Below are 17428 nucleotides of genomic sequence, written 5' to 3' on the forward strand. Positions count from 1 at the left end.
CGGATTCGCTGATATCGATCACGGCTCACGCTCCGGCGACGGCGTTGGCGAGGGCGACGGCGACGATCGCCAGGACGACGGAGCCGGCGAGCAGGGCGCTCAGATAGGTCTGCACGTTGCCGGTCTGGGCGCGACGGACGAGCCAGCCGAGCCCCTTGGCGGAGTCGCCCGCGGCGCGTACGTAGGTGTCGACGACCTCGCGGTCCAGGAAGCGGACCAGGGAGGCGGCGGCCAGGACGGGGCGGACGAAGGCGGCCCGGTAGACGGCGTCCAGGTGGAAGCCGGAGACGGCGGGCCCGTACAGCGGCCCCAGGAGGGCGCGGCCGGGGTCGGCCGGGTCCTCGGCGGGGTGCGGCAGGTGCAGCGCCTCGGCCTCGACCCGGCCCGCGTCGGCGTCGGGGTGGGCGACGTGCGGGGCGGGCGCCGCGGCGGGCGTCCTCGCGGCGAGGGTGCGCCAGACCGCGTAGGTGACGGCGGCGCCCGCGGCGGCGAGACCGGTGCCGAGGACGGCGGTGGTCACGGTCGGGGTCAGCGCGTGCCCGTCGAACCAGTCGTCGACGTAGCCGGCGGTGAGTCCGAAGCCGAGGGAGGGGATCGCGAGGACCCACAGGACGCTCGTCATCGCGATCGGCTGGCGGCCGTGGTCCGGGGCCTCGGCGCCCCGGCCGCGGAAGGTCCGCAGCCAGAGGCGGAGCGCGTAGGCCGCGGTGAGCAGGGCGGTCAGCAGGCCGGCGACGAGGACGGTCCAGCCGGCCCCGGCCGGGGCGATGTCCCGCTCGCCGAGCGCGGTGTGCTCGGCGGCCACCAGGACGGCCTCCTTGGAGAAGAAGCCGGCGAAGGGCGGGATCGCGGCGAGCGCGAGGAGGGCGACGGTCATCGTCCAGTACGCGTCGGGGACGCGCTTGGCGAGGCCGCTCATCCGGGACATGGCGGTGAGCGAGTTCGTGCCGGCGGCGTGGATGACCGCGCCGGCGGCGAGGAACAGCAGCGCCTTGAACGCGGCGTGCGAGAGGAGGTGGAAGACGGCCGCACCGCGGTCGCCGACGGCGAGGGCGCCGGCCATGTAGCCGAGCTGGCCGATCGTCGAGTAGGCGAGGACCCGCTTGATGTCGTCCTGCGCGAGCGCGGCCAGCGCCGAGCCGACCATCGTGATCGCCGCCATCACGGCGAGCACGGTCATGGCGGTCGCCGAGGCGGCGAAGACGGGCAGCAGCCGGGCCGTGAAGTAGATGCCGGCGGCGACCATCGTCGCAGCGTGGATGAGCGCGGAGACGGGGGTGGGGCCGGCCATCGCGTCCGGAAGCCAGGTGTGCAGGGGGAACAGCGCGGACTTGCCCGCCACTCCCGCGAGCAGCAGCAGCGCGATCACCGTGGGGTGGTCGAGGCCGCCGCTCGCGACGGCGCCGAGGACCCCGGTGATCCGGAAGGTGCCGGCGTCGGTGGCGAGCGCGAAGAGACCGATGAGGAAGGGGACGTCGCCGAGCTTGGTGACGAGGAAGGCCTTCAGGGACGCGGCGCGCGCCTCGGGGGTCTCCCAGTAGTGGCCGACGAGGAAGTACGAGCAGATGCCCATGATCTCCCAGCCGACCAGGAGCACCATCAGGTCGCCGGAGTAGACGACGAGCAGCATCGCGGAGGTGAACAGGGAGACGAGCCCGGCGTACGAGGGGTAGCGCGGGTCCTCGCGGAGGTAGCCGGTCGAGTAGATCTGCACACAGGTCGCGACGACGCCGACGAGTACGGCCACGAGGGCGGCGAAGCCGTCGATGTACAGGGCCAGGTCGATGGGGACCGAGCCGGTCGGGGTGAGCTGGGTGGCGGCGTCGATCGGCCTCCCGCCGCCCTGGCGGACGGCGACGAGGACGGCGAGGACGGCCGCGGCCAGCGTCGGCAGCACCGCGAGCGGACGGACGAAACCGGGCGCGGTGCGGCCGAGGAGGAGACCGGCGGCCGAGCCGAGGAAGGGCAGGAGGGGGACGAGGACGGCGAGGGTGGTCGTGGTCACGCGGCGGCCTCGGTCTTCTCGTCGGTGGGTTCCCTCTGCCCGTCGGGGCCGTCCGGGCCCTCGGGGGTGTCCGGGCCCTCGGGGGTGTCCGGGCCCTCGGCCGTGTCGCGGAGCCGGTCGACGTCCGAGGTCCCGTTGTTGCGGTGGACCATCAGGATGATCGCGAGACCGATGCCGATCTCCGCGGCGGCGACGGCGATGGTGAAGAGGGTGAGGGCCTGGCCGGCGTGCAGGGCGTCGCGGAGCCAGACGTCGAAGGCGACCAGGTTGAGGTTGACGGCGTTGAGCATCAGCTCGACGGACATCAGGACCAGGATCGCGTTGCGGCGGGCGAGGACGCCGTACAGGCCGACGCAGAAGAGCAGGGCGGCGAGGACGGCGGGGTAGGCGAGGTGCATCAGCGCTCCTGCTCCTTCTTGCGGGAGAGGACGATCGCGCCGACCAGCGCCGCGAGGAGGAGGACCGAGAGGGCCTCGAAGGGCAGCACCCAGTGCCGGAAGAGGACGGCGCCGGTGACCTCGGTCGAGCCCTGGACGGCGCCGTCCAGGTCGATCCACGTCGTGCGGAACGCGTCGACGACCACCCAGACCAGGGCGACCGCGGCGGCCGACGCGACCGCGAGGGCCACCGGCCGGTTGCCGGAGTCGGCGTCCGGGGAGCGGCCGATGGGCGCCTTGGTGAGCATGAGCCCGAAGAGGAGGAGGACGACGACGGAGCCGACGTAGATCAGCACCTGCACCCAGGCGATGAACTCGGCGGTCAGGAGCAGGTACTCGACGGCGAGGCCGCCCAGCGCCACGACCAGCCAGAGCGCGGCGTGCACGAGCTGCCGGGTGGTGACGGTGACGAGGGCCGCGCCGAGGGTCACGAGGCCGACGAGGACGAAGGTGATCTCGACGCCCGAGGTCGAGAGGAAGCCCTGCGTCTGCTGCGCGGTGGCGGCGAGGGTCACGGCTGGTCCTCCTGGGCCTCGGCGGCGGCCTCGGCCGCGGCGGCCGCGGCGGCGGCCTTCTCCGCGGCCTTGCGGGCCGCGGCGATCTCCTTCGGTTCCTCCGCGCCCGGGTCGAGCGCGGGCGGTTCCGGAACCGTCCACATCCACTCGCGGAGCTTGTCCCGCTCGTGGGTGAGCTCGTGGATGTCGGTCTCGGCGTACTCGAACTCCGGCGACCAGAACAGCGCGTCGAAGGGGCACACCTCGATGCAGATGCCGCAGTACATGCAGAGCGAGAAGTCGATGGCGAAGCGGTCGAGGACGTTCCGGCTGCGCTCGCGGCCGCCGGGGGCGGCGGCCGGCACCGTCTCCTTGTGGGAGTCGATGTAGATGCACCAGTCGGGGCACTCACGGGCGCACAGCATGCACACCGTGCAGTTCTCCTCGAACAGGCCGATGACCCCGCGCGTACGGGGCGGCAGCTCGGGCTGCACCTCCGGGTACTGCGCGGTGACCGTCTTCCTCGTCATCGTGCGGAGGGTGACGGCGAGGCCCTTGGCGAGGCCGGAGCCGGGGATGGGAGGCATGGTTACTGGATCGCCACCTTCACGATGCCGGTGAGCGCGATCTGCGCCAGGGCGAGCGGGACGAGCGTCGTCCAGGCCAGCTTCTGCAGCTGGTCCTCACGCAGCCGCGGGTAGGTCACCCGCAGCCAGATCACGACGAACGCGAGGACGGCCGTCTTCAGGAGGGTCCACACCCAGCCGAGGCCGTCGGCGCCCCAGGGGCCGTGCCAGCCGCCGAGGAACAGGACGGTGGTGAGCCCGCACAGGACGACGATGCCCGCGTACTCGGCGAGCAGGAACAGCGCGAACCGGAGACCGGTGTACTCGGTGTACGCGCCGAAGATGATCTCCGAGTCGGCGACCGGCATGTCGAACGGCGGCCGCTGGAGCTCGGCGAGACCCGCCACGAAGAAGACGAGCGCGCCGACGATCTGCCACGGCACCCACCACCACTCGAAGGCGTTCAGGACGCCGGGCAGGGAGACCGTGCCGGCGGCCATCGCGACCGAGGCGGCGGCCAGCAGCATCGGGAGCTCGTACGCGAGGAGCTGGGCGGCCGTCCGCAGACCGCCGAGCAGCGAGAACTTGTTCGCCGACGCCCAGCCCGCCATCAGGCTGCCGAGCACGCCGACGCCCATCACGGCCAGCACGAAGAAGATGCCCGCGTCGACGACCCGGCCCACCGCTCCCTCGCCGGGCCCGATCGGGATCGCGACGAGCACCAGCAGGTACGGGAGCAGGGCGACGGCCGGCGCGAGCTGGAACACCCGCCGGTCCGCGTCCCTCGGGACGACGTTCTCCTTCTGCGCGAACTTCACCCCGTCCGCCACGAGCTGCGCCCAGCCGTGGAAGCCACCGGCGTACATGGGGCCGAGACGGCCCTGCATGTGGGCCATCACCTTGTGCTCCGCCTGTCCGACGACGAGCGGCAGCACGAGGAACACGGCGAACACGATGAGGAGCCGGACGGCGACGTCGAGTGCGTCGTTCACGCGGGATCGCCTCCGGCGGGGTCGGTGGGCTCGGTCGGGTCGGTGGGCTTGGCGGGGCCGGTGGGCTTGGCGGGGCCGGTGGGCCGGGTGGTGGACTCGGCGGCGCCCTTGGCCGGGTCGGCGGGGGCGTCGCTGTCCTGGGCCGGCTCGGCGGGGGCAGCGTCCTTGGCCGACTCGGCGGGCTCGGCCGGGGTGCCGTCACCCGCGGTCGGCTCCGTGGGCGCGGCGGGGGCGCCGCCGCCCTCGGCCGGCTCCGTGGCGGGCGGCGGGGTGGGGCTCTCCTCGTCGAAGGCCGGGCGGGCGTGGTGCCAGGGGGCGTCCGAGCTGCGCGTCCGCGGGGCGGCGGCCGCGCCGGCTCCCGCGGCCGTGCCCGGCTCAGCGGCCGCGCCCGGCTCAGCGGCCGCGCCCGGCTCAGCGGCCGCGCCCGGCTCCGGGGCGGCCGACTGGCTCACCGAGCCGTCGGAGGCCGAGCGGGAGCGGCGCGGCGGGCGGGCCGCCGGGGCTTCGGGAGCCACGGAGGCATCCGGAGTCGACGGGGCCGGGGCGGCCGACTGGCTCACCGAGCCCTCGGAGACGGAGCGGGAGCGGCGCGGCGGGCGGGCCGCCGGGGCTTCGGGAGCCACGGAGGCATCCGGAGTCGACGGGGCCGGGGCGGCCGACTGGCCGGTGGAGCCTTCTGTGGCCGTGCGGGTGCGGCGGGCGGGGCGTTCGCCTGCCGCCGCGCGGGCGGGGCGGGCGGGGGCCGGGGGGAGCTGGCCCTTGAGGGGGCCCCACTCGTTGGGGTCCGGGACGCCCGGCGGAAGCATCTGGCGGCGCTTCGGGCCGCCGTCGTGGGACTCGCCCGGCTCCTTCGCGCCCGGCCACGCCTTCGCGACCCGGGCCGCGAGGACGAAGTCCTTGCGGAGGGGGTGGCCCTCGAAGTTCTCGGGGAGGAGGAGGGGGACGAGGTGGGGGTGGCCGGTGAAGTCGACACCGAACATCTCGTGGGTCTCGCGCTCGTGCCAGCCGGCCCCCGCGTACACCCCGACGGCCGTCGGGAGGGCGGGGGCGGAGTGCGGGACGGTCGTGCGCAGGAGGAGGCGGCGGGGGCGGCCGCCGGCCAGGGACACCACGTGGGCGCAGACGCGGAAGCCGGTGCCCGGCTCGTCGACGGCGCTCAGCCAGTCGAAGTAGGTGCAGCCCAGCGCGTCGCGGGCGGTGGTGAGGGCGGTGATCCAGGAGGCCGGCGGGACGTCGACGGTCAGGAGGTCGTACGCGTGCTCCGCCGTGGCCTCCTCGCCGAACAGCTCCGTCACGGAGCCGGGGAGGGAGTCGTACCCGCTCATGCCGTGCCTCCCGGCGGCGGGACCAGGGGGCTGGTCAGCTGGGAGACCGAGGCGGCGGTCGCGTACCGCTCGGCCAGGTTCTCCCGGGCGATCTTCTCCTGGAGCTTGAGGATGCCCTGGAGCAGCGCTTCGGGGCGGGGCGGGCAGCCGGGCACGTACACGTCGACGGGGATGATCTGGTCGACGCCCTTGGTGACGGAGTACGAGTCCCAGTAGGGGCCGCCGCAGTTGGAGCAGGCGCCGAAGGAGATGACGTACTTCGGCTCGGGCATCTGCTCGTACAGCCGCTTCACGGCCGGGGCCATCTTGTCCGTCACCGTGCCGGAGACGATCATCAGGTCGGCCTGGCGCGGGCCGGGCGCGAACGGGATCACGCCGAGGCGGATGAAGTCGTGCCGGGCCATCGACGCGGCGATGAACTCGATCGCGCAGCAGGCGAGGCCGAAGTTGAAGACCCACAGGCTGTAGCGGCGGCCCCAGTTCAGGACCACCTTCATGGGCTCGGGGGCCAGGCGGGCGAGCGGCCCCAGCTTCGGAGCGGGCACGGGGGAGGGCAGGGGTGTTACGTCCATGACAGGACGCCCTTCTTGTACGCGTAGAGCAGCCCCACGGCCAGGAAGCCGAGGAAGACGAACATCTCGACCAGGGTCGTGGCGCCGTAGCCGGGCGCGGCGAAGACCGTCGCCCAGGGGAAGAGGAAGATCGAGTCGACGGCGAAGACGACGTAGAGGAAGGCGTACACGTAGTAGCGGACCTGGGTGTGGGCCCAGCCCTCCCCCACGGGGTCGACGCCGCACTCGTACGTGAGGAGCTTCTCGGGCGTCGGCACGACGGGCCTGAGCAGCCGGTTGGCGCCGAACGCCACGGCGACGAAGAGCACGCCGACGACGGCGAGCAGGCCGACGACGGAGTACGTCTGGAAGTAGTCCGCCGCGTCGGCCGCGACAACGGTCGGTTCCCGCACGTCCGCCCCTCGGTCTCGGTGTCTCATGGGTCACTTCTGTACGCACGCGAGTCTAGGCCCTGCTAAAGGGACCGTAAGCAGTCGCGGGTGGGGTTATCCCCCCTCCCCCTCACCCACCTCCCCCATGGCATCGCGCGGCCCCCGACCGGCACTCTGGGGACCATGAGCGCCGATCTTGATCACGTCGAGTCCACCGACTCCGCCGATGCCTCCCGTCCGCCGGTCCGGCTCGCCTACGGGAAGGAGACCTGGAAGGAGGTCGCCCACCTCCTGTCCAACCTGTTCACGGCGCTGGGCGGATTCGTCTACGCGGTCGTGAGCGTCCTGCTCGGCGTGGCCCTCTCGGTCACCGTCGTCGGGCTTCCGCTGCTCGCCCTCGGACTCGGCGGCGCGCGCCTGATCGGCCGCTCGGAACGCGCGCGGGCCCGCGGCCTGCTCGGGGTGCGGATCCCGGAGCCGTCCCCGCTGCCCCGTGCCGGCGGCTTCTTCCCGTGGCTGTGGGGATCGCTGAAGGACCCGGTGGCCTGGCGGACCCAGCTGTACGGGCTGATCCGGCTGCCGTGGGGGATCGTGACGTTCACCGTCACCCTGGTCTCGCTGTTCGTCCTCTGGCCGGTGCTGCCGTTCCTCGCCCGCGGCCTGTCCAACGCCGACCGCGGCATGGTGCGGGGGCTGCTGTCGCCCTCCGACGAGCTGGAACGGCGGATCGCCGAGCTGGAGACCGACCGGGGCGTGGTCGTCGACACCGCCGCGGCCGACCTGCGGCGCATCGAGCGCGACCTGCACGACGGCGCGCAGGCCCGGCTCGTCGCCCTCGCCATGGGCCTCGGCCTGGCGAAGGAGAAGCTCCTCGACGACCCGGAGACGGCCGCGGCGATGGTCGACGAGGCGCACGGCGAGGTCAAGCTCGCCCTCCAGGAGCTGCGCGACCTCGCCCGCGGCATCCACCCCGCCGTCCTCACCGACCGCGGGCTGAGCGCCGCGCTCTCCTCCGTCTCCGCGCGCTGCACGGTGCCCGTGAAGGTGTCCGTCGACCTGTCGGAGCGGCCGGCCGAGGCCATCGAGGGCATCGCCTACTTCACCGTCTCCGAACTCCTCCAGAACGTCTCCAAGCACGCCCGGGCCCGCTCCGCCTCCGTGGACGTCTGGCGGGCCGACGACCGGCTCCTCCTCCAGGTGCGCGACGACGGCGCCGGCGGCGCCCGCTTCGACGGCGGCACCGGCCTCGCCGGCCTCGCCGAACGCCTCGGCGCCGTCGACGGCCTCCTCGTCCTCGACTCCCCGGAGGGCGGCCCGACGACGGTCACCGCGGAGCTGCCGTGGCGCTCCCGGCCGAAGGCGTGAGCCCGGCGCGCGGTCACGGCGGAGCTGCCGTGGCGGCGCCCCCGGCCGAAGGCATGAGCGCGGCGCGCGGTCACGGCGGAGCTGCCGTGGCGGCGCCCCCGGCCGAAGGCATGAGCGCGGCGCGTGGGTGTCCCGTAGCCGCCTGGTAGGGAAAACCCCCGCCTGGGGAGGCCCACTCGCCTCATGGTCCGGCGGGCCGCGGGACGGAACCCTGGAACACGTACCGCCCGCCGCCTCCGAGCCCCGCTCCCTCCGAACAGAGAAGGAACCCCGCGATGGCCTCCCACCGCCTCCCCGCCGCGATCCGAGCGCCGTTCGAGGCGCGCACCTGGCGCGCCGTCGGGTACGTGCTGATCGGGCTGCCGCTCAGCGTCTGCTGGTTCGCGCTGTCCGTCTCCCTCGTCTCGGCGGGGGCCGGGCTGCTGATCACGTTCCTCGGGGTACCGATCCTCGCGGGGGCGCTCGCGATGTGCCGGGGCTTCGGCGCGGTGGAGCGGGCCCGGGCGCGCGGTCTGCTCGGTCTCGACGTGGCCGCGCCGGAACCGGTGCGGGGCCGCACCGGCGGTGCGTTCTCGTGGATGGGGGCGATGCTGAAGAGCGGCGCGTCGTGGCGGCACCTGCTGTACGCGATCCTCCACATGCCGTGGGCGGTGTTCTCGTTCTCCGTGACGGTGACGCTGTGGACATGGGGCTGGAGCCTCTTCACGTACCCGCTGTGGCAGTGGGTCTTCCCCACCTGGGTGGGGCAGGACGGGATCCAGCTGTACGGCGACGCCACCCACTCCTTCTACCTCGACGCGCCCTTCGAGATCGCCGTGACCAGCCTGATCGGGCTCGTGTTCGTGCTCCTCGGGCCCTGGGTGCTGCGCGGCCTCGTCTCCGTCGACCGGCTCCTCGTCTCCGGGCTGCTCGGACCGTCCCGGCTCGCGTCCCGCGTCACCGAGCTGGAGTCCGACCGGGGTGTGGTCGTCGACACCGCCGCGGCCGACCTGCGGCGCATCGAGCGCGACCTCCACGACGGCGCGCAGGCCCGGCTCGCCGCGCTCGCCATGGACCTGGGGCTCGCCAAGGAGAAGCTCGCGCGGGACCCGCAGGCCGCGGCGGTCCTCGTCGACGAGGCGCACGGCGAGGTCAAGCTCGCCCTCCGGGAGCTGCGCGACCTCGCCCGCGGCATCCACCCCGCCGTCCTCACCGACCGCGGGCTGGACGCGGCCCTCTCCGCCGTCGCCTCCCGGTGCGCCGTCCCCGTGTCGGTGGACGTCGACCTCCCCGCCCGCCCCGTCCCCGCCATCGAGGGCATCGCCTACTTCACCGTCTCCGAACTCCTCCGCAACGTCACCGAGCACGCCCACGCCCGGCGCGCCTCCGTCGACGTCTGGCGCGCCGGCGACCGCCTCATGCTCCAGGTGCGGGACGACGGGGTCGGCGGGGCGGCGGCGGCCGGGGGCGGCCTCTCGCGGCTCTCCGAGCGGGTCGGCGCGGTCGACGGGGTCCTCGCCGTCGATTCGCCCCTCGGCGGCCCCACCGTCATCACCACGGAACTCCCCTGGCGCTCGTAGCCCCTCTCACCTGGGCCCCCGTGCCCTGGGTCCAGGAACCAGGGACCAGGGACCCGATCCTGCTCCGGATCCGTCCTTCGCAGGCGAGCTTCAGGTCGGCAGGCCGCGAGCCCCTTTCGTCGTGGCGCCGTCGAGTGTCACGCCTGTGAGCCGTGCGCCCCGCAGGTCCGCGTCGGTCAGGTCGGCTCCGTTCAGGATCGCTCCGGTCAGGTTGGCCTTGCGCAGGTCGGCCCCCCTGAGATCGGCTCCCGTCAGATCGGCGTCGGTGAGGTTCGCGCTTTCCGTGACGGGGCCGGAAGTGATCCTCGCCTGGAGAGACGTGTCCAAGGTGCTGAATCTCGCACCGCGCAGGCGGGCGGTCACCAGGGACGCGCCCGTCAGGTCGGCATCGACGAGGACCGCCTCCGTCAGGTCCGCCCCGGAGAGGTCGGCCCCGGTGAGGTCCGCGTCCCAGAGCAGGGCGCGGGACAGGTCGGTCGCATGCAGGCGCACGACCGCGTCCGGTCGTGCCAGGGACGCCTCCCGCAGGATCGCGCCGCTGAGATCCGCGCGGGTGAGGTTCGTGTCCACGACGTTCGCGCCGGAGAGGTCCGCGAACGTCAGGTCGGCGTCCCGGAGGTCGGATCGCAGGAGTTGCGCCCCGCTCAGATTGGCCTCGGCGGCGAAGGCGCTTCTCAGGTCCACCCCCGACAGCGTGGCGTGGCGCAGATCCGCCCCTTGGACGTTCGCGTACCCGAACGGAGCACGTTCGTCAGGGAGGGCCCCGCCCTCAGGGATCTGCGCGATGTCCTTGACGTTCCAGGCGGAGAGGAACAGCCCCCGCAGGTCCGCCCCGCTCCAGTCCACCGGCGCGTCCCCGTCGCGAGCGGGAGAGCGGCGGGCCAGCACGTCCACCACGGCCGCGACGTCGGTGGGCGGACGGTGGGTGGCGGGCGTCTTCTGCCCTGGCCGCGGTTCCGTCGGCTCCTTCACGAAGCCGGTCGCGGGAACGCTCGCGTGACGCCTGACGTACGCGGAGAGGACGAGGACGATCCTGGGCTGGTCGCGTGGCGAGTCCTGCATGATGCGCTCCAGCGCGTAGATGCCGCCGAAGCGCACGTCCAGCGACGGGGAGCCGAGATTGGTGATCGCGTCGTTGAACCGGTTGGTGAGCTGGCCCTGCTCGGCGACGCGTACCTCCCGCCAGGTGAAGAGCAGCGCCACCAGGGCCGCCAGTCCGGGCAGGACGGCCACCGCGAGCACGGGCCACTGCGAGCGGACGCGGCCGTCGGCATCGGGAGCGCCCCTACCGCGGCGGCGGCGCCTGCGCCGCACCTCGCGGAGGTACGCGCTCCGGGCCGGTCCTTCGCCGCGCGTTCGTCCCGTCACCCGTCCATCGGAGTCGACCGGGCCCGGAACGGCCCGGCGCCACACCGCCCGTGCACCCGATCGACGTAGACGCCGGAGGGTGGGCCTTTCCGCCCCGGCGGAAGGACCGCCCGCGACGGGACGGGGCGCGGGGCCGCAACGCGGCGGGGTGGGGGCGGTGGGATGCTGGGGGTCTTGTCGGCGATGGGGAATGGGGGATGTGGGGCGTGGTGGAGCGGGTGCGGGTGGTCATCGCGGAGGATTCGGTGCTGCTGCGGGAGGGGCTGACGCGGCTGCTGACGGATCTGGGGCACGAGGTCGTCGCGGGGGTGGGCGACGGCGAGGCGCTGGTGGAGACGGTCGCCGGCCTCGCGGGCGAGGGTGCGCTGCCGGACGTGGTGGTGGCGGACGTGCGGATGCCGCCGACGCACACGGACGAGGGGGTGCGGGCGGCGGTGCGGCTGCGGAAGGAGTACCCGGGACTGGGTGTGCTCGTGTTGTCGCAGTACGTGGAGGAGCAGTACGCCACCGAACTGCTGGCCGGTTCCAGCCGGGGTGTGGGGTACCTGCTGAAGGACCGGGTCGCGGAGGTCCGGGAGTTCGTGGACGCGGTGGTGCGGGTCGCGGGGGGCGGTACGGCCCTGGACCCGGAGGTGGTGCAGCAGCTGCTGGGGAGGAGCCGTCAGCAGGACGTGCTGGCGAACCTGACTCCGCGCGAGCGGGAGGTCCTGGGCCTGATGGCGGAGGGCCGGACGAACTCGGCGATCGCGAAGGCGCTGGTGGTGAGCGACGGCGCGGTGGAGAAGCACATCAGCAATATTTTCCTGAAGCTGGGCCTTTCCCCGAGTGACGGTGATCATCGACGGGTACTTGCGGTGTTGACGTATCTGAAGTCCTGATCATCTGACACTCTGTCAGATAGCCTGGTCCCAGACTCGCGGGATGAGATGGAATACGACATTCCAGAACACTCCGGGCGGCGACAGAACGTGACGATTCAGGGCAAGAGGGCGTCTCAAAAAGAGGTCCGTCATATGAGAAGTCCCGGGATGGCCCGCCCTGCCGTCGTAGGGTGGGCCACGGGACGGGCGGTGATCCACCGGCCGTGTCCCGAGACTTCTCCCGCCTCCGGCGGAGAGTCCCCTTGCCGCGAGGGAGGTCCAGTTCAGTGACCAGCCAGGTCAGTAGCGAGGCCGGTGAGGCCCTGCTCGGGGAGCAGCGCAGCGCCCCGGCGACGTCGCACCACGGCACCGAGAAGGAAGTGCGCCGGCTCGACCGCGTGATCATCCGCTTCGCGGGCGACTCCGGTGACGGCATGCAGCTCACGGGTGACCGGTTCACCTCGGAGACGGCGTCCTTCGGGAACGACCTCTCCACCCTGCCGAACTTCCCGGCCGAGATCCGGGCACCCGCCGGAACCCTGCCGGGTGTCTCGTCCTTCCAGCTGCACTTCGCCGACCACGACATCCTGACGCCGGGCGACGCCCCGAACGTGCTGGTCGCGATGAACCCCGCCGCGCTGAAGGCCAACATCGGGGACGTGCCGCGCGGCGGCGAGATCATCGTCAACACGGACGAGTTCGCCAAGCGCGCCATGGCCAAGGTCGGCTACGCGGCCTCGCCCCTGGAAGACGGCTCCCTCGACGCGTACCACGTGCATCCGGTGCCGCTGACGACGCTGACGATCGAGGCGCTGAAGGAGTTCGGCCTGTCCCGGAAGGAGGCCGAGCGCAGCAAGAACATGTTCGCGCTCGGACTGCTGTCCTGGATGTACCACCGCCCCACCGAGGGCACCGAGACCTTCCTGCGCCAGAAGTTCGCGAAGAAGCCGCAGATCGCCGAGGCGAACGTGGCCGCCTTCCGGGCCGGCTGGAACTTCGGCGAGACCACCGAGGACTTCGCCGTCTCCTACGAGGTCGCCCCCGCGACCCGGGCCTTCCCCACCGGTACGTACCGCAACATCTCCGGGAACCTGGCCCTGTCCTACGGGCTGATCGCCGCCGGCCGCCAGGCGGACCTGCCGCTCTACCTCGGCTCGTACCCGATCACCCCGGCCTCGGACATCCTGCACGAGCTGTCCAAGCACAAGAACTTCGGCGTGCGCACCTTCCAGGCCGAGGACGAGATCGCCGGCATCGGCGCCGCGCTCGGGGCGGCCTTCGGCGGCTCCCTGGCGGTGACGACGACGTCCGGCCCCGGCGTGGCGCTCAAGTCGGAGACCATCGGCCTGGCCGTCTCCCTGGAGCTGCCGCTGCTGGTCGTCGACATCCAGCGCGGCGGCCCGTCCACCGGTCTGCCCACCAAGACCGAGCAGGCCGACCTCCTCCAGGCCATGTACGGCCGCAACGGCGAGGCCCCGGTCCCGGTCGTGGCCCCCCGGACCCCCGCGGACTGCTTCGACGCGGCCCTGGAGGCCGCCCGGATCGCGCTGACCTACCGCACCCCGGTCTTCCTGCTCTCCGACGGCTACCTCGCCAACGGCTCCGAGCCCTGGCGGGTCCCGGACGTCGAGGAGCTCCCCGACCTGCGGACCCTGTTCGCCACCGGGCCGAACCACACCCTCGACGACGGCACCGAGGTCTTCTGGCCGTACAAGCGGGATCCCGAGACCCTCGCCCGCCCCTGGGCGGTCCCCGGCACGCCCGGCCTCGAGCACCGCATCGGCGGCATCGAGAAGCAGGACGGCACGGGCAACATCTCGTACGACCCGGCCAACCACGAGTTCATGGTCCGCACCCGCCAGGCCAAGATCGACGGCATCGACGTCCCCGACGTGGAGGTCGACGACCCGGACGGCGCGCGCACCCTGGTCCTCGGCTGGGGCTCCACGTACGGCCCGATCACGGCGGCCGTCCGCCGCCTCCGGGTCGCCGGCAAGCCCATCGCCCAGGCCCACCTGCGCCACCTCAACCCCTTCCCGAAGAACCTCGGGGAGGTCCTGAGGCGGTACGAGAAGGTCGTCGTCCCCGAGATGAACCTCGGCCAGCTCGCCACCCTCGTCCGGGCGAAGTACCTCGTCGACGCCCGCAGCCACACCCAGGTCAACGGCATGCCGTTCAAGGCCGAGCAGCTCGCCGCCGCCCTCAAGGAGGCCATCGATGCCTGAGCCCACGGAGACCCTGCTCAGCCTGGTACCCAAGGCCGAGGCGCGGCAGACCATGAAGGACTTCAAGTCCGACCAGGAGGTCCGCTGGTGTCCGGGCTGCGGTGACTACGCCGTCCTCGCCGCCGTCCAGGGCTTCATGCCCGAGCTCGGCCTGGCGAAGGAGAACATCGTCTTCGTCTCCGGCATCGGCTGCTCCTCCCGCTTCCCGTACTACATGAACACCTACGGGATGCACTCCATCCACGGCCGCGCCCCGGCGATCGCCACCGGCCTGGCCACCTCGCGCCGCGACCTGTCCGTCTGGGTCGTCACCGGCGACGGCGACGCCCTGTCCATCGGCGGCAACCACCTCATCCACGCGCTCCGCCGCAACGTCAACCTCAAGATCCTGCTCTTCAACAACCGGATCTACGGCCTGACCAAGGGCCAGTACTCCCCCACGTCCGAGGTCGGCAAGATCACCAAGTCGACCCCGATGGGCTCCCTCGACGCCCCCTTCAACCCGGTCTCCCTCGCCCTCGGCGCCGAGGCCTCCTTCGTGGCCCGTACGGTCGACTCCGACCGCAAGCACCTCACCGAGGTGCTGCGCCAGGCCGCCGACCACGACGGCACGGCGCTCGTGGAGATCTACCAGAACTGCAACATCTTCAACGACGGCGCCTTCGAGGTCCTCAAGGACAGGGACCAGGCCCAGGAGGCGGTCATCCGCCTCGAACACGGCCGGCCCATCCGCTTCGGCACCGACGACGCCAAGGGCGTCGTGCGCGACCCGGTGACCGGCGACCTCCAGGTCGTCACCGTCACCCCTTCGACCGAGTCGCGGATCCTCGTCCACGACGCCCACGCCGCCACTCCCACGACGGCGTTCGCCCTCTCCCGCCTCGCCGACCCCGACACCCTCCACCAGACCCCCATCGGCGTCTTCCGGTCCGTCGAACGGCCGGTCTACGACACGCTGATGGCCGATCAGCTGGAGACCGCCGTCGAGCAGCACGGCAAGGGCGACCTGGGCCGGCTCCTCACGGGCAACGACACCTGGACGGTCGTCGGCTAGCGCGCGCACGTGAAAGGGGCCCGGTCCGTGGACACGGACCGGGCCCCTTTCACGTGCCCTTCATCGCCGCCTCGTCGAACTTGCCGAGGAAGCGCGGCACCCCGCCCTTCACCTGCCAGAGGAAGAGCCCGGCGAGGGCGACGGGCCTGTCCTTGTCCGTACGGCTCGTGTACTTCTTGGTGAGCCCTTGGTACGGGGACTGCACCAGACCGTTGCGGACGCCCGCCGCGACCTCCTCGGCGTTGTCGGCGGTCGCCAGGCGCAGCGCCTGGAGGAACCAGTGGGCGAGGTCGTACGCCTCCGTCGCGAACCGGTCGACGGGCGTCGTGCCCGAGAGGCCCCAGCGCTTCCGGTAGGCGGCCGCGAACCTCCCCGCCGCGGGGAGCCCGTCGGGATCGACGTACCCCGTGCCGAAGTACCAGCCCTCGGCGGCCGGGCCGGCGACGGTGAGGAACTCCGGCTGGAGCGCGTACTCGACGCTCCCGCAGGGGCCCCGGTACCCCTGGTCGCGGAGGGCCCGGGCACACAGGGCGGCCCGGCGCGGCGAGGACCCCGCGAACAGGACGCCCTGGGGATCGGTCGCGAGGACGGCCCGGACGACGGGGCCGAAGTCCTCGCCGTCCGCCTCCACGGGGTGCGAGGTCACCCTCGCGCCCTTCTCCGTCGACGGCGGGTAGTCCCTCAGGTTCTTGGCGAGCAGCCAGCTGTACTCTCCGGCCGCCCGGTCCTCCACGACGGCGACCCGGAGGGCGTCGCGCTCGGCGAGGTAGCGGACGAAGGGGATGGTCATCATCTGCTGCCGGGACCGCGGCTGGAAGTAGGTGGTCCTGGTCTCCTGTCCCTTGATCTGAGCGGCCGGGACGTCGGCGATCACACTGGCCAGCGACATGGCCCGGAGCACGAGTTCATTGGCGGCGGCCACGGCGGTCGGCGCGGTCGTCGGCCCGAGCACACCCACCAGGCGGGGGTCCTTGAGAAGCGCCGCCGCGGCGGCCTTCGCCCGTTCCGGCCTCCCCCCGTCGTCCACGACCCGGAGCCGCACGTCGAAGGGCCGGTCGGCGCGGGCGTTGAACTCCTCCACGGCCAGCCGGATGCCGCGCTCCTGCCCCCGTCCGTCGGACTTGGTGGGGCCGCTCAGGTCGGTGAGGACGCCGATCGTGTGGGAGGCGAGGGGGCCGCCGGTACCGCCCGTTCCCGTGCCCGCGCCGCCCGGTGAGCGGGTGAGCAGCCAGGCGGTGAGGCCGCCGGCGCCCGCGACGGCGGCGGCGGAGCCGGCCATGAGGAGCCGGCGGCGGGAGACGCCCGGGGGCCGCTCCTCCTGGGTGAGCAGGGTCGGTTCGGCGACGGGCAGGTCGAGCACCCGGGTGGAGCGCTGGGCGATCAGCGCGGGGAGGCCGGGCGGCAGCCAGTCGCCCGCGGGGCCGTCGGCCGCGCCCAGGGCCGCCCGCACCTCGGCGGCCGTGGGCCGGTCCCCCGGGTCCTTGGCGAGGCAGGCGGTGACCAGCGGGAGGAGGGTGTCGGGCACGTCGTCGAGGTCGGGTTCCTCGTGGACGGTGCGGTAGACGACGGCCGCCACCGCGCCCGCGCCGAAGGGACGTTCGCCGGTGAGCGCGTACGCGAGGACGCAGCCCAGCGAGAAGACGTCGCTGGCCGGGCCGACCTCGCCCGCCCCGGCGACGCGGGCCTGTTCCGGGGCGAGGAAGCCGGGGGTGCCGATCATCGCGTCGGTGGCGGTCAGGGCGGTCGCACCGGCGGAACGGGCGATGCCGAAGTCGATGAGGCGGGGCCCGTCGAGGGCGAGGAGGACGTTGCCGGGCTTGACGTCGCGGTGGACGAGCCCCGCCTCGTGCATGTCGACGAGGGCGGAGGCGAGCCGGGCGCCCAGGGCCCGGACGGTCGGTTCGGGCAGGGCGCCGTGCAGGGCGACGGCCTCGGCGAGCGAGGGCCCGGGGACGTACTCGGTGGCGAGCCAGGGTTCGCGGGCCTCGGGGTCGGCATCGAGGACGCGGACGACCCAGCGGCCGGTGATGCGCTCGGCGGCGCGGGCCTCGCGGCGGAACCGCTCCCGGAAGCCGGGGTCGGCGGCGTGCTCGGCGCGGATGAGCTTGAGCGCGGCGAGCGTCCCGCCGGCGGTACGGGCGAGGAAGACCACGCCCATGCCGCCGGCGCCGAGCCGCCCGAGGAGCCGGTAGCCGGCGATCGTGGACGGATCGGCCTTGCGGAGCGGCTGCACGG

Annotated in this window: 15 protein-coding genes; 5 read left to right on the plus strand and 10 right to left on the minus strand. The window is 73.2% G+C overall.

Annotation, left to right across the window (positions count from 1 at the left end; all coding sequences use genetic code 11):
• Positions 1-25: 25 nt before the first annotated feature.
• The 8 genes from AC067A_RS06390 to AC067A_RS06425 are packed head-to-tail and all read right to left on the minus strand — an operon-like array spanning position 26 to position 6810.
• Complete coding sequence (locus tag AC067A_RS06390; RefSeq protein WP_478615271.1) at positions 26-2005, minus strand: NADH-quinone oxidoreductase subunit 5 family protein; 1980 nt, start codon at positions 2003-2005, stop codon at positions 26-28.
• The gene (gene nuoK, locus AC067A_RS06395; RefSeq protein ID WP_478615274.1) at positions 2002-2403 is read right to left on the minus strand and encodes an NADH-quinone oxidoreductase subunit NuoK; all 402 of its coding nucleotides are present in this window, start codon (positions 2401-2403) and stop codon (positions 2002-2004) included. The genes AC067A_RS06390 and nuoK overlap by 4 nt, the downstream gene beginning before the upstream one ends.
• Positions 2403-2957, minus strand: coding sequence for an NADH-quinone oxidoreductase subunit J family protein (locus tag AC067A_RS06400; protein WP_478615277.1), 555 nt, complete (start codon positions 2955-2957; stop codon positions 2403-2405). The genes nuoK and AC067A_RS06400 overlap by 1 nt, the downstream gene beginning before the upstream one ends.
• The gene (locus tag AC067A_RS06405) at positions 2954-3523 is read right to left on the minus strand and encodes a NuoI/complex I 23 kDa subunit family protein (RefSeq protein ID WP_478615280.1); all 570 of its coding nucleotides are present in this window, start codon (positions 3521-3523) and stop codon (positions 2954-2956) included. The genes AC067A_RS06400 and AC067A_RS06405 overlap by 4 nt, the downstream gene beginning before the upstream one ends.
• A gap of 2 nt (positions 3524-3525) precedes the next feature.
• Positions 3526-4494 carry a complex I subunit 1/NuoH family protein gene (locus AC067A_RS06410; RefSeq protein WP_478615284.1) on the minus strand — a complete coding sequence of 323 codons (969 nt, stop codon included), beginning with the start codon at positions 4492-4494 and terminating at the stop codon, positions 3526-3528.
• A complete protein-coding gene (locus AC067A_RS06415) occupies positions 4491-5819 on the minus strand; it encodes an NADH-quinone oxidoreductase subunit C (RefSeq protein WP_478615287.1) in 1329 nt (442 codons plus the stop codon). The genes AC067A_RS06410 and AC067A_RS06415 overlap by 4 nt, the downstream gene beginning before the upstream one ends.
• Positions 5816-6391: an NADH-quinone oxidoreductase subunit B gene (locus AC067A_RS06420; RefSeq protein ID WP_017239493.1), complete on the minus strand. Its 576-nt coding sequence runs from the start codon at positions 6389-6391 to the stop codon at positions 5816-5818. The genes AC067A_RS06415 and AC067A_RS06420 overlap by 4 nt, the downstream gene beginning before the upstream one ends.
• Positions 6382-6810: an NADH-quinone oxidoreductase subunit A gene (locus tag AC067A_RS06425; RefSeq protein WP_017239492.1), complete on the minus strand. Its 429-nt coding sequence runs from the start codon at positions 6808-6810 to the stop codon at positions 6382-6384. The genes AC067A_RS06420 and AC067A_RS06425 overlap by 10 nt, the downstream gene beginning before the upstream one ends.
• Positions 6811-6945: 135 nt before the next feature.
• Here AC067A_RS06425 and AC067A_RS06430 point away from each other — a divergent pair, with 135 nt between their 5' ends.
• Both AC067A_RS06430 and AC067A_RS06435 read left to right on the plus strand, forming a co-directional pair.
• Positions 6946-8127, plus strand: coding sequence for a sensor histidine kinase (locus AC067A_RS06430; RefSeq protein WP_478615290.1), 1182 nt, complete (start codon positions 6946-6948; stop codon positions 8125-8127).
• A gap of 275 nt (positions 8128-8402) precedes the next feature.
• Positions 8403-9686, plus strand: coding sequence for a sensor histidine kinase (locus tag AC067A_RS06435; protein ID WP_478615293.1), 1284 nt, complete (start codon positions 8403-8405; stop codon positions 9684-9686).
• 90 nt (positions 9687-9776) lie between these two features.
• On the opposite strand, the gene AC067A_RS06440 is transcribed toward AC067A_RS06435, so the two are convergent.
• On the minus strand, positions 9777-11054 hold the full coding sequence (locus tag AC067A_RS06440) for a pentapeptide repeat-containing protein (protein ID WP_478615296.1): 1278 nt from the start codon (positions 11052-11054) through the stop codon (positions 9777-9779).
• Between the two features lie 218 nt (positions 11055-11272).
• On the opposite strand from AC067A_RS06440, the gene AC067A_RS06445 reads away from it, so the two are divergent.
• The 3 genes from AC067A_RS06445 to AC067A_RS06455 all read left to right on the plus strand — a co-directional run bounded on the left by AC067A_RS06445 (position 11273) and on the right by AC067A_RS06455 (position 15193).
• Positions 11273-11932 carry a LuxR C-terminal-related transcriptional regulator gene (locus tag AC067A_RS06445; RefSeq protein ID WP_478615649.1) on the plus strand — a complete coding sequence of 220 codons (660 nt, stop codon included), beginning with the start codon at positions 11273-11275 and terminating at the stop codon, positions 11930-11932.
• A gap of 269 nt (positions 11933-12201) precedes the next feature.
• Entirely contained in the window at positions 12202-14139 is a 1938-nt protein-coding gene (locus AC067A_RS06450) for a 2-oxoacid:acceptor oxidoreductase subunit alpha (RefSeq protein ID WP_478615298.1), read from the plus strand.
• Entirely contained in the window at positions 14132-15193 is a 1062-nt protein-coding gene (locus tag AC067A_RS06455) for a 2-oxoacid:ferredoxin oxidoreductase subunit beta (RefSeq protein ID WP_478615301.1), read from the plus strand. The genes AC067A_RS06450 and AC067A_RS06455 overlap by 8 nt, the downstream gene beginning before the upstream one ends.
• Before the next feature lie 49 nt (positions 15194-15242).
• Here AC067A_RS06455 and AC067A_RS06460 read toward each other — a convergent pair whose 3' ends face one another.
• Positions 15243-17426: a bifunctional serine/threonine-protein kinase/ABC transporter substrate-binding protein gene (locus tag AC067A_RS06460; RefSeq protein WP_478615304.1), complete on the minus strand. Its 2184-nt coding sequence runs from the start codon at positions 17424-17426 to the stop codon at positions 15243-15245.
• Positions 17427-17428 lie beyond the last annotated feature (2 nt).

It is taken from the genome of Streptomyces sp. NPDC043176 (assembly GCF_056436715.1).